10 protein-coding genes and 1 pseudogene are annotated in these 12,589 nt (G+C 51.5%); 5 read left to right on the top strand and 6 right to left on the bottom strand.

Annotated features, from left to right (window positions below; genetic code table 11):
* Both wzb and wza read right to left on the bottom strand, forming a co-directional pair.
* The gene (gene wzb / locus ACJHWR_RS13485; RefSeq protein WP_000482901.1) at nucleotides 1-444 is read right to left on the bottom strand and encodes a low molecular weight protein-tyrosine-phosphatase Wzb; all 444 of its coding nucleotides are present in this window, start codon (nucleotides 442-444) and stop codon (nucleotides 1-3) included.
* Between the two features lie 5 nt (nucleotides 445-449).
* Complete coding sequence (gene wza, locus ACJHWR_RS13480) at nucleotides 450-1,589, bottom strand: polysaccharide export protein Wza (protein WP_000978094.1); 1,140 nt, start codon at nucleotides 1,587-1,589, stop codon at nucleotides 450-452.
* Nucleotides 1,590-1,897: 308 nt separating this feature from the next.
* Between wza and ACJHWR_RS13475 the strand changes: the two genes are divergently transcribed.
* The 4 genes and pseudogenes from ACJHWR_RS13475 (at nucleotide 1,898) to ACJHWR_RS13460 (ending at nucleotide 4,670) form a co-directional block, all read left to right on the top strand.
* The gene (locus ACJHWR_RS13475) at nucleotides 1,898-2,047 is read left to right on the top strand and encodes a hypothetical protein (protein ID WP_162829205.1); all 150 of its coding nucleotides are present in this window, start codon (nucleotides 1,898-1,900) and stop codon (nucleotides 2,045-2,047) included.
* 200 nt (nucleotides 2,048-2,247) lie between these two features.
* Nucleotides 2,248-3,831: a TerC family protein gene (locus tag ACJHWR_RS13470; RefSeq protein ID WP_001366304.1), complete on the top strand. Its 1,584-nt coding sequence runs from the start codon at nucleotides 2,248-2,250 to the stop codon at nucleotides 3,829-3,831.
* A gap of 391 nt (nucleotides 3,832-4,222) precedes the next feature.
* Nucleotides 4,223-4,390, top strand: a pseudogene (locus ACJHWR_RS13465) (type II toxin-antitoxin system RelE/ParE family toxin); the annotation flags it as partial.
* On the top strand, nucleotides 4,380-4,670 hold the full coding sequence (locus tag ACJHWR_RS13460; RefSeq protein WP_000687871.1) for a helix-turn-helix domain-containing protein: 291 nt from the start codon (nucleotides 4,380-4,382) through the stop codon (nucleotides 4,668-4,670). The pseudogene ACJHWR_RS13465 and the gene ACJHWR_RS13460, both read left to right, overlap by 11 nt.
* Before the next feature lie 51 nt (nucleotides 4,671-4,721).
* Here the strand turns inward: ACJHWR_RS13460 and asmA are convergent, their stop codons facing one another.
* From asmA to udk, 3 genes are all read right to left on the bottom strand, one after another.
* Nucleotides 4,722-6,575, bottom strand: a complete 1,854-nt coding sequence (gene asmA, locus ACJHWR_RS13455; protein ID WP_001252329.1) for an outer membrane assembly protein AsmA — start codon at nucleotides 6,573-6,575, stop codon at nucleotides 4,722-4,724.
* A 21-nt stretch (nucleotides 6,576-6,596) separates the two neighbouring features.
* Entirely contained in the window at nucleotides 6,597-7,178 is a 582-nt protein-coding gene (gene dcd, locus ACJHWR_RS13450) for a dCTP deaminase (RefSeq protein WP_001234777.1), read from the bottom strand.
* 91 nt (nucleotides 7,179-7,269) lie between these two features.
* The gene (udk, locus tag ACJHWR_RS13445; RefSeq protein ID WP_001295424.1) at nucleotides 7,270-7,911 is read right to left on the bottom strand and encodes a uridine kinase; all 642 of its coding nucleotides are present in this window, start codon (nucleotides 7,909-7,911) and stop codon (nucleotides 7,270-7,272) included.
* A 317-nt stretch (nucleotides 7,912-8,228) separates the two neighbouring features.
* Here udk and ACJHWR_RS13440 point away from each other — a divergent pair, with 317 nt between their 5' ends.
* Nucleotides 8,229-11,546 (top strand): diguanylate cyclase, encoded by a 3,318-nt coding sequence (locus ACJHWR_RS13440; RefSeq protein ID WP_000043747.1) that lies wholly within the window; start codon nucleotides 8,229-8,231, stop codon nucleotides 11,544-11,546.
* Between the two features lie 109 nt (nucleotides 11,547-11,655).
* Here the strand turns inward: ACJHWR_RS13440 and alkA are convergent, their stop codons facing one another.
* Complete coding sequence (alkA, locus tag ACJHWR_RS13435; protein ID WP_000288360.1) at nucleotides 11,656-12,504, bottom strand: DNA-3-methyladenine glycosylase 2; 849 nt, start codon at nucleotides 12,502-12,504, stop codon at nucleotides 11,656-11,658.
* Between the last annotated feature and the right edge of the window lie 85 nt (nucleotides 12,505-12,589).

Below are 12,589 nucleotides of genomic sequence, written 5' to 3'. Positions count from 1 at the left end.
TTATACCTGCTCTGCGTTCAATGCCTGCGCCCACTGGCGGGCAGATCGTTCAAGTAATGTGTACACCGCTGCAAACGTTTCCCGGCTTTTGCGATACGGATCGGGGATTTCACATTCGTTATCCCAGTGACCAAACAGCATCACTTTGCCGCGCATCTCAGGTGCCATCTCGCATAAGCGTTCGATATGGCGCTTTTCCATGGTCAAAATCAGGTCGTAGTTGCGACACAGGCGACGGCTGATTTGCCGTGCACAGTGACCTTCCAGAGACAGTTGATGTTCTGCGGCGACGCTGATAGCAGTAGGGTCAGCGCCCTTACCGACCAGCGCGCCGAGTCCAGCGGACTCCACTTTCAGCTCCGGGTGATAACGTTGCAGTAAGCGTTCCGCCGTCGGGGAACGGCAAATATTGCCGACACAGACAACTAAGATGTTGTTAAACATGACGATTACCAGTTATGAATGTCGCTGGCTGTATCCGTCATGTAACGGACACCGCTAATAGTTGGCAGCAACTGATTGATCAGACGGTTCCAGCGGGATACCGGGGCGGTGGTGACATACACCACGTCATAAGGTTGCAGGCGGAATTCTGTCGCCATCACCAGCGACGTGGCATCGGACATATCCAGCTGGTAGATATTGGCAATCTTGCCGTTACGCCCGCCCTCGCCTTTCAACGGACGAATGACAAAGATGCCGCTGGCGTTGGAGGTGGTCATGTCGATACCTTCAGCATTGCCCAGGGCTTCAGTCAGGGTCATGCCGCTAAAGTCCATTTTCAGGGTGCTCTGTTTCTTCACTTCACCCATCACAAACACTTTCAGATCATCATTACGCGGCACGTAGAGAATATCGCCGGGGTAAAGCAGTCGGTTCTGATTGAGGTCGCCGTTTTGCATCAGCGCCTGCAAAGAAATGCGCTCTTCACGACCATTGTGTGTTAGCACCACGTTGCGCCAGTCAGCGGTGTCGGTCAGGCCACCTGCGGCGTTGATGGCGTCGAGAATGGTCAGTGGCACGTTGGTGATCGCCTGTTGACCGGATTTATTCACCTGACCGGAGATATAGGCTTTTTGCGAGCGGAAGGCGGCGATATTAACGTCCACCTGCGGGTCAGCGATGTACGTCGCTAAGCGCCCGGTAATATCACTGCGGATTTCAGCGAGCGTTTTCCCCACCACGTGAACTTTGCCGATATACGGGTAGAACATGGTGCCGTCAGGCTGTACCCAGTTGCCGGTGTCGCTGGAGCTGCGGTACTGACCGGCTGGCGTGGTGAGTTCCGGGTGATCCCAGACGGTGACATTAAGAACGTCTCCCGGCCCGACGCGATACTGATAATTCGCGATCTCACTTTCCAGCGTCATATTGGGGCGCGCTACATTCGGGCGTGGGCGTAATTGATCAATCAGGCGCGGGGTCAACGGATAAACATTCACCATTTTGTCGAGATCGAAATCAGCGTCCTGCTGTTTGATGACGTCTTTCCCCATCGTCGACATATTGCTGCCCGGAAGTACTGTGCAACCGCTTATCAAGGTTACTGACACCAATAATGGCATCAATTTCATTTTGGATTTCATCATTGTTTATTTATCACTTTGGCAGAGTAATTATCCTGTGCACTATTAATAGCAATGTCGCCATGCACATTTACCTTGCAGTTAATTGAATAAAAATTTAACTGGCATCAGTCCTAAAAAAATTGATTTCATCCGCAGGCTATTGACAGAATAATTCAGACTGGTCTTTCAGGCATCCAGACACGCTACCGCCCGTGGCTTTTTAGCTACCAATACACTGATTTAGCTTAATTTTTAAAACCCTCTCAACATACAGTCGTTGATGAGAAAGGGTTATTGCGGAAATTAACTTCCGAATATAAGGTGACATTATGGTAATTGAATATTGGCTCTCCAATAATGCAGGAGGAAGTGTTACAGCTAACGGAATAGCAGGCAAGGTAACAATTCGGCAATTGGCTATTTTTAAGAATTATATTAAGTGTCATTCAATATGGTTTTTAGGAGTTTCTTTAGGTTGACAATATTTAATATAGCGTCTCCACATGCGATATTTCTTAAATAACGTTTTATTATTACCACTTATAATTCGGGGATAATGTGAGGTTATAACCCTCAAATAATATGAGATAAATAGTGCTGTAACATTGCATTTTTGCCCCGATTTATCCATGATCGAATTGTGACATTTGTCATACAACGAATAGGTTTTGTACTTACTATGGAATGGATTGCCGATCCGTCTATCTGGGCCGGGTTAATCACGCTGATTGTGATCGAACTGGTCCTCGGCATTGATAACCTGGTCTTTATTGCCATCCTCGCCGAAAAACTACCGCCGAAGCAGCGCGACCGCGCACGGGTTACCGGGCTGCTGCTGGCGATGTTAATGCGCCTGTTACTGCTGGCGTCAATCTCCTGGCTGGTCACCCTGACTCAACCGCTGTTCAGCTTCCGCTCGTTTACCTTTAGCGCCCGCGATTTAATCATGCTGTTTGGTGGTTTCTTCCTGCTGTTCAAAGCCACGATGGAGCTGAACGAACGGCTGGAGGGGAAAGACAGCAATAACCCCACACAACGCAAAGGTGCGAAGTTCTGGGGGGTGGTGACACAAATTGTGGTACTGGACGCCATCTTCTCACTCGACTCGGTGATTACCGCCGTCGGGATGGTCGACCATTTACTGGTCATGATGGCCGCCGTCGTTATCGCTATTAGCCTGATGTTGATGGCCAGCAAGCCCTTAACGCAATTTGTTAACAGTCACCCGACGATCGTTATTCTCTGCTTAAGCTTCCTGTTGATGATTGGCTTTAGCCTGGTGGCAGAAGGTTTCGGCTTCGTCATACCGAAAGGCTACCTGTACGCTGCTATTGGTTTCTCGGTGATGATCGAGGCGCTCAATCAGTTGGCTATCTTTAACCGGCGACGTTTTCTTTCCGCTAACCAGACGCTGCGCCAGCGGACTACCGAAGCGGTAATGCGCCTGCTTAGCGGGCAAAAAGAAGATGCGGAACTGGACGCCGAAACCGCGTCCATGCTGGTGGATCATGGTAACCAGCAGATCTTTAATCCGCAGGAACGGCGGATGATTGAGCGGGTACTTAATCTTAACCAGCGTACTGTCAGCAGCATTATGACGTCGCGCCACGATATTGAGCATATCGATCTCAACGCGCCGGAAGAAGAAATCCGCCAGTTGCTGGAGCGAAATCAGCACACGCGACTGGTGGTTACTGATGGCGATGACGCGGAAGATTTGCTCGGTGTTGTTCACGTTATCGACCTGCTACAACAGTCTCTGCGCGGCGAACCGCTCAACCTGCGGGTGTTGATTCGCCAGCCGCTGGTGTTCCCGGAAACCTTGCCGTTGTTACCAGCCCTGGAGCAGTTCCGTAATGCCCGCACACACTTTGCTTTTGTAGTGGATGAGTTTGGCTCGGTGGAAGGGATTGTGACATTAAGTGACGTCACAGAAACCATTGCCGGTAACTTACCGAATGAAGTGGAAGAGATCGACGCCCGCCATGATATTCAGAAAAATGCGGACGGTTCCTGGACGGCGAATGGTCATATGCCGCTGGAAGATCTGGTGCAATATGTGCCGCTGCCGCTGGATGAAAAACGTGAATATCACACCATTGCCGGGCTGTTGATGGAGTATTTGCAGCGTATTCCAAAACCTGGCGAAGAAGTTCAGGTGGGGGATTATTTGCTTAAAACGTTGCAGGTGGAAAGCCATCGCGTGCAGAAGGTGCAAATTATTCCGCTGCATAAGGATGGCGAGATGGAGTACGAGGTGTGATGGTATCGGCCATTTTACCCAATGCTGCGTAACGCCTTATAACTTCAGCAATGAAGCGTTGTCTGTGGTACATGGACATCACAGCGGGGGTGTGGGTCCGGCTGTAAATCGCCGAATCGTTTCCTGTAGGCCGGGGCAGCCCACATGGATGTGGGCTGAGGGCGCGTTTTACAGGGATGTTACCTCGCGCCCGTACCCGATAGCCGAAAGGAATAAGATGAGGGAACCGCGCCAGCGGCGATTTACCGCCGGGAGCCCGGGTTGCCAGGGTGGTGGCGATTGAGCCACCCTGGCACGTTCACCGGCTTAAGCGTTCCATAGTAGCGAGGAACATCAAGTGAACGGAACAGCCTTCGATCTTACATATTCAGAATATAATGGTGCCGCCGCTCGCGATGCTGATGGGATCTATCGCGTCATGTATATCGCAAAATTTGAAGAAGCGGTTTACGTATTGCATTGTTTTCAAAAGAAAACACAGACTACCAGTCAATCGGATGTTGATTTAGCCAAACGACGCTATAAAGAACTTGTTCAGGAGCGGAAAAATGAAAATTGAAACCTTTGATAGTGTGTGGGATGCGGTGAGTGACACCCCTGAACAAGCGGAAAATATGCGGATCCGTGCCGAACTTGTAACGATCATTAATAACTGGATTGAACAACAAGGGTTTAGCCAGGCTCAGGCAGCGTCTGCTTTAGGGGTCACTCAACCTCGCATATCTGAACTTGCCAGAGGTAAGATCCAGATCTTTAGTATCGATAAATTGATCACCATGATGGCTCATGCAGGATTGCATATTCAACGTATTGAAATTCAATATCCACATGCTGCTTAGTGCTATAAATACAGATGGCGACAATTGACGCCGCCATCTGCATAACTTGTCTTACATCTTCTCCAGCAACTTCTTCACATCTTTGCCATTGCGGGAATCTTTATTCCGCTCGGCCCAGTCATTCAGGCGACGTTTCGCTTCGTCCTGTAGATGTTTGCGCAGTAACTGATCCACTTGCAGGCTGTAATTGAGTTGCTGCCAGTTGCCATAAACCCGCAGCGGTACTGGCGTTTCTTTGAGGAAATCAATCAGTTTGCTTTCCCCGTTCCAACCACCAATCACACGAATGTCAAACTGGGTGTCGCAGGTTTGATCTGCCAGATTCAACATGCCTTCCCCTGTCAGCGCCAGCACTGGCGATTGACCTTGCATGTCGTTTAACGTCACGACGCCATCCTTCAACGTCAAATCGGTGGTAAAGCGGTCAAGACGCGTTACGTTATCGAAGTTTTCAGCGGCCTTCACATCACCACCATTACGTTCTACCGCTTGCTGAATCATCTGCTGGAAGTTCATCCCTTCCATGCGCGTGTCGGTCATTTCGACATGTGCCTGTCCTTGCCAGTTATGGCGGAATGCGTCGGCATCTATGTCAGCACCGGAGAAATCACCAGCCAGTGACATCTTTCCGGTCAACGAAATCGGATAGTTAAACGCCTTCAGAATGGTGCCAATCTCAACGTTTTCCAGCCGTGGCTGGAAGTTTATCCGCGGATTTATTGATGTCGCGTCCAGCGTGCCCGGCAGTGAAACCTGTCCACCGTTAAGTTTGCCCTGCAGTTGAGTAATTTCCAGCAAACCCGACTTGTTGGTCATTTGCGTGGCAACATCTGTAAAATTCATTCCGCGCCAGCGCACGTTACTGGCCTGCAACAAAATATCAGCCGTAAAGCCTTGCAGTCCCTGATAGGCCGGTTCATCAATACGCGAAGAAATGACCGGGCGCGGCAACGTTGATTGGCTCTGCCCTTGCTGCGCGGCACCGTTCTCACCGTTCGCTGTTTCATTAAGGGGGATGAGGTTGTCAAGATTCAGTTGCGGGAATTGCAGTCTCAGCTGCCATTCCGGTTTCTCTGTCAACGTGACCTGTGCTTGCCCGCTCAGCGTACTGTCATTGGCGGTCAAACTAATTTGGTTAAATGAAAGGCGTTTATGTGACTCCTGCCACTGGGCCTGGAAACTCCCCTGCCCCTGAATACCTTGTTTTGGTAAATCGGCACCCTGCAACTGCCAGTTAATTTGTTCAATAGCCGCCGTTAAATCATGCGGATAATCAGAAGCATCTACCGTACCGTTAAGGGATATCGTGAGATCGCGCTGATCGCGATTAACCCGCCCGGAGAACTCAAATGAGCCACGATGTTGGGGATCTTGTTCCATTTGCAGGCGAATATTGCGGATTGTCACCTGCTCGTCATCTTCATGCTGGAACACCAGCACGCTGTCCGCCACCTTAAGACTGGATATATCAAACGACCATCCGCGATCGTCTGACAGATCCGGCAAGGTATTGTCGCGCGGTGCAACCGGAGCGTCTTCACTGCGCACCGCTTCCGTCTGCGGCGTCAGTTGAATCACTGCCCCTTTTAGCATCACCTGCTTAACGCTCAGTTGATGACTCAGTAGTGGTAAAAGCGCCACGTCCAGACGCATGTTGTCGGCGCGAACCAGTGGCTGGCTCGCGCCCTGGGCGGTGAGAGACATTCGCCCGGAGAGGATACTAAGCTGCGGCCAGACGTGCCAACGCAGTGGCCCGTCGAGCTGCAATTGATAACCGCTACGTGCAGCAACTTGCTTGACCATATAGTCGCGGAAATCATTCGGATTCACCAGCAACACTAACGCAGATAACCCGGCCACCAGCACGACCAGGAGTATCATCAGCGTCGTCAGAAATCGTCTCATGGTATCCTCAATGGGCCTGAGTTAGTCTTTATCGATTCGGCTGGCTACCGCGCCCTGCTGGTTGCGATATTTCGCATCTTCACGGCGGTTGTAAGGTCGCGCCGCCGGGCCGGAAAGCGGCTCAAAGCTCAGCGCACCAATTAACATGCCCGGACGCAGCGCCAGCGGCAGCTTACCGGAGTTGTAGAACTCCAGCACAATGCAGCCAGACCAGCCCGGATCGATGCGGTGCGCGGTGACGTGCACCATCAGCCCCAGACGCGCCAGTGAGGAACGCCCGTCCAGCCAGCCCACCAGATCGGCTGGCAGCGTCACCGACTCCAGCGTCACCGCCAGCGCCAGCTCTCCTGGGTGAAGATAGAACGCCTCGCTTTCATCGAGAACGATCTCATCGCTCATCACGCGGTCAAGCGCGGCGCTCACTTCATCTTTGGGACCGCTCAGATCGATAAACGCTGCCGTGTGACCACGGAAGGTACGAAATTTATTGCCCAGGCGCACATCCACCGTCGCGCCATTAATACGCTCCACTGGCGGACGTGGGTTGATCGACAAACGGCCTTCATCAAGCCAGGCTTCAATATCTCGGTCACACAGACGCATGGCATTTTCTCCTTTCGTGCATCACTCCCTTAACGCCAATTACGTCAAGGGCATACCAGGTTATCACTGAACGGTACACAATTTATCAAGCTTATTCAAAGAACTGACTTATTTTCGCTTTCAATATATCGATGGCGATGCGGTTTTTCCCGCCGCGCGGCACGATAATGTCCGCATATTGTTTAGAAGGCTCAATGAATTGCAGGAACATCGGACGCACGGTTTTTTGATATTGCGCCATCACTGAATCCATTGAACGCCCACGCTCGTTAACGTCACGCTTGATGCGGCGCATCAGGCAGATATCCAGCGGGGTATCAACGAAAATGGAGAAGTTAAGTTCGTCACGCAAACGCGCATCCGTCAGCAGCAAAATGCCTTCGAGAATGATGACTTTCTTCGGCTCAACCGTCACCGTTTCTTTCATACGCGTATGTTCAACATAGCTGTAAACCGGCAGGTCAATGGCCGAGCCGCGTTTCAACGCTTGTAAATGCTCAAGCAACAGGCTGTGATCCATCGCGCTGGGATGGTCGTAGTTGGTCTTAACGCGTTCTTCCATCGACAGATGGCTTTGATCTTTGTAATAGCAGTCTTCGGGAATTACGCCGATGTGTTCATCACCGACTTGCTCACGTAATTCACGATAAAGGGTACTGGCAATAAGACTCTTGCCGGAAGCCGATGCGCCAGCGATACCGATAATGACGCACTGATGAGACTGATCAGTCATATATTTAGCGACCTGATTAACCTGGATGTTAGGAAGGGGGCGACGAAGCGCCAAACGCGGCAATTATAGGGATTTCATCCGCCTGATACCAGTCGAATAGCGTTGCCGCGCGCTCAGAGTTAATTGTTGACGAAGAATTCCCGGTGGCAAATTACGTTGATCAGTTTTATACAAAGTAAAAATTGTTATACGCAGTTGCGCAAATTATCCGCCTTTACGTCACTTTATGAGCAATTCGCATATAAAATGTAAAACTTTTGTACTAGCATAAACACAGAAACGAATACTGGCGACCTGGTCTTGCGGATAAAGCGGTAATGAGCAAACAATCACAGCATGTATTAATTGCCCTGCCCCACCCGCTGCTTCACCTGGTCAGTTTAGGTTTAGTCTCGTTTATCTTTACCCTTTTCTCGCTTGAGCTTTCGCAGTTTGGCACCCAACTCGCCCCACTGTGGTTCCCGACGTCCATCATGATGGTGGCGTTTTATCGCCATGCCGGGCGCATGTGGCCGGGGATTGCGCTGAGCTGCTCGCTGGGAAATATCGCCGCATCCATCCTGCTTTTTTCCACCAGCTCGCTGAACATGACCTGGACGACCATCAATATTGTTGAAGCCGTGGTCGGGGCAGTGCTACTGCGTAAATTGCTGCCGTGGTATAACCCATTGCAAAATCTGGCTGACTGGCTGCGTCTGGCACTCGGCAGCGCCATTGTTCCACCTCTGTTAGGGGGTGTTCTGGTTATCCTGCTGACGCCCGGAGACGATCCTCTCAGGGCATTTTTGATATGGGTACTGTCAGAATCCATCGGCGCACTGGCACTGGTGCCGCTGGGATTGTTATTTAAACCACACTATCTGCTGCGCCATCGCAACCCACGGTTGCTTTTTGAGTCGCTGCTCACGTTAGCCATCACACTGACGTTAAGCTGGCTTTCGATGCTGTATCTGCCGTGGCCTTTTACTTTCATTATTGTGCTGTTGATGTGGAGCGCCGTGCGCCTGCCACGAATGGAAGCCTTTTTGATCTTCCTTACCACGGTGATGATGGTGTCACTGATGATGGCCGCTGATCCCTCCCTGCTTGCTACGCCGCGTACATACCTGATGAGCCATATGCCGTGGCTACCGTTTTTGCTGATCCTGCTGCCCGCCAACATCATGACCATGGTGATGTATGCCTTTCGTGCGGAACGCAAACACATTTCCGAAAGCGAAACCCGTTTTCGTAACGCCATGGAATATTCCGCCATCGGCATGGCATTAGTGGGCACCGAGGGGCAATGGCTGCAATCCAACAAAGCACTCTGCCAGTTTCTCGGTTACAGTCAGGAAGAGCTGCGCGGACTCACCTTTCAGCAACTGACCTGGCCGGAGGATCTCAATAAAGATCTCCAACAGGTTGAAAAGCTGATCAGCGGTGAAATAAACACCTATTCAATGGAAAAACGCTACTACAACCGCAATGGCGATGTTGTCTGGGCGTTGCTTGCCGTCTCACTGGTGCGCCACACGGATGGCACGCCGCTCTATTTTATCGCTCAGATTGAAGACATTAACGAGCTAAAACGCACCGAACAGGTGAATCAGCAACTGATGGAGCGCATCACGCTGGCCAACGAAGCGGGCGGGATTGGCATCTGGGAGTGGGAGCTGAAGCCGAATATTTTTAGCTGGGATAAGCGGATGTTCGAGCTGTATGAAATTCCTCCGCATATCAAACCGAACTGGCAGGTGTGGTACGAGTGCGTGCTGCCGGAAGATCGCCAGCACGCCGAAAAAGTGATTCGTGATTCGTTGCAATCACGCTCGCCCTTTAAACTGGAATTTCGCATTACCGTGAAAGACGGCATTCGCCATATCCGCGCCCTCGCTAACCGGGTACTGAATAAAGAAGGCGAAGTCGAACGCCTGCTCGGCATTAATATGGATATGACCGAAGTGAAACAGCTTAACGAGGCATTGTTTCAGGAAAAAGAGCGCCTGCACATAACGCTGGATTCCATCGGCGAAGCCGTGGTCTGTATTGATATGGCAATGAAAATTACCTTTATGAATCCGGTGGCGGAGAAGATGAGCGGCTGGACGCAGGAAGAAGCGTTAGGTGTTCCGCTCCTGACGGTGTTGCATATTACTTTTGGCGACAACGGACCATTAATGGAGAACATTTACAGTGCCGACACCTCACGTTCCGCGATTGAACAAGATGTGGTGTTGCACTGCCGAAGCGGCGGCAGCTACGACGTGCATTACAGTATTACGCCGTTAAGTACTCTGGACGGCAGCAATATTGGTTCGGTTCTGGTGATTCAGGACGTCACCGAATCGCGCAAAATGCTGCGCCAGCTGAGCTACAGCGCCTCCCATGATGCACTGACGCATCTCGCCAATCGCGCCAGTTTTGAGAAGCAACTACGCATCCTGCTGCAAACGGTAAACAGTACGCATCAGCGACATGCCCTGGTGTTTATCGATCTTGATCGCTTTAAAGCGGTGAATGACAGCGCCGGGCACGCCGCTGGCGACGCTTTACTGCGCGAACTGGCGTCATTGATGCTGAGTATGCTGCGCTCCAGCGACGTGCTGGCGCGACTCGGTGGCGATGAATTTGGTCTGCTGCTGCCAGATTGTAATGTCGAAAGTGCGCGTTTTATCGCTACACGCATTATCAGCGCCGTGAATGACTATCACTTTATCTGGGAAGGACGAGTACATCGGGTAGGTGCCAGTGCCGGGATTACCTTGATTGATGACAACAATCATCAGGCGGCTGAAGTGATGTCGCAGGCTGATATCGCCTGTTATGCCTCCAAAAATGGTGGACGGGGCCGGGTGACGGTTTACGAACCGCAGCAAGCTGCCACAAATAGCGAACGGGCGGTGATGTCGCTTGATGAACAGTGGCGGATGATTAAAGAGAATCAGTTGATGATGATCGCCCACGGTGTCGCTTCGCCGCGGATCCCGCAAGCGCGTAATTTGTGGCTGATTTCACTTAAGCTCTGGAGTTGCGAAGGCGAGATTATTGATGAACAAACATTTCGTCGTAGCTTCAGCGATCCGGCACTTAGCCATGCTCTTGACCGACGGGTATTCCACGATTTTTTCCAGCAGACCGCAAAAGCGATTGCCAGTAAAGGCTTAAGCATCGCCCTCCCCCTTTCCGTTGCCGGTTTGAGTAGCGCCACGCTGGTGAATGAACTAATTGAGCAGCTGGAAAATAGCCCTCTACCACCACGGTTATTACATCTGATTATTCCGGCAGACGCGATTTTAGATCACGCAGAAAGCGTGCAAAAACTGCGGCTGGCGGGATGTCGGATCGTATTCAGTCAGGTGGGCCGCGATCTGCAAATCTTCAACTCGTTGAAAGCAAATATGGCAGATTACCTGCTACTTGATGGTGAGTTATGCGCCAACGTGCAGGGAAATTTGATGGATGAGATGCTGATTACGATCATTCAGGGGCACGCTCAGCGACTCGGGATGAAAACCATCGCCGGGCCAGTCGTTTTACCCTTAGTGATGGATACGCTTTCTGGCATCGGCGTCGATCTGATTTATGGCGATGTGATTGCCGATGCCCAACCGCTGGATTTGCTGGTGAATAGCAGTTATTTCGCGATTAACTGAGGGAGCGTTTGCCCATTGCCTGATGCGACGCTAACGCGTCTTATCATGCCTACAAATCGCTCATTCCCCAGGCCGGATAAGGCGCTCGTACCGCATCCGGCGACCAACGTCATGCTCCGTCTGGTTGCCAGCCTTCCGTATACCAGATATGCAACAGCGCATAAGAACGCCAGGGCTTCCAGCGCTCGGCATATCGGCGGATTTGTGCCGGTGTCATTCCCGGAAATCGCTGTTTAATCAGATAATCATCCGGTAGAAAAACATCTTTCGCCTGCCAGCCGCGCAAGGCGAAATAATTCGCCGTCCAGCGCCCGATACCCGGAAAAGTTTGCAGCGTTTTCATCGCTTGTTCTACGTCGCTCGGTATTGTCATTGGTAAGGTGCCCTCCAGCGTCGCATTTGCCAGATGAATCAGCGCCTCCGCCCGTTTCAACGGCATACCTAACGCTTTTAATGCCTGCGGGTCGGCTGCTGCCAGCCGCTGAGGCGTGGGGAAGCAGACATAATCCGGAAAATCATCCAGCCGTTCGCCATAAAGCTGTGCCACTCTGGCGGTCAATTTTGCCGCCATCGCCACGCTCACCAGTTGGCCTAAAATCGCCCGCACGCCCTGCTCAAAAGCATCAACACAACCAGGTAAACGCAATCCGGGCCGCGCCGCGCCTAACTTGCCCAACGCACCGTTAACAATCTGCGGGTTACATTGCAAATCAAACAGGCGGCTCATTTTCGCCAGACACTCAGCGGCAACAGGTTCTAAACCTGCACTTAAATTTATGTGCAGAGTATGGCTGGCTATATCCGGAATAGCAGTCACCACGCCGCGATATTCGCCCACCGCCAGACTACGGGCATAATAACTGTCCGCGACCGTTTCCACACCGTTCACCGCACGGGCGGCGAGAAATCCCAACATCCACGACCAGTCATACGGCGGCTGCCAGTTCAGGGTATACATCGCATCTCCTTATTCATCCGCTTTCAGCATAAACGTTATTCAGACGCTACGCTTTGCTTTCATATTCCGGTTGTCGCGACGGCAA

It is taken from the genome of Escherichia sp. WS568, assembly GCF_046486085.1.
GTDB lineage: Bacteria > Pseudomonadota > Gammaproteobacteria > Enterobacterales > Enterobacteriaceae > Escherichia > Escherichia coli.
This window is presented reverse-complemented; position numbering and strand designations above follow the sequence as displayed.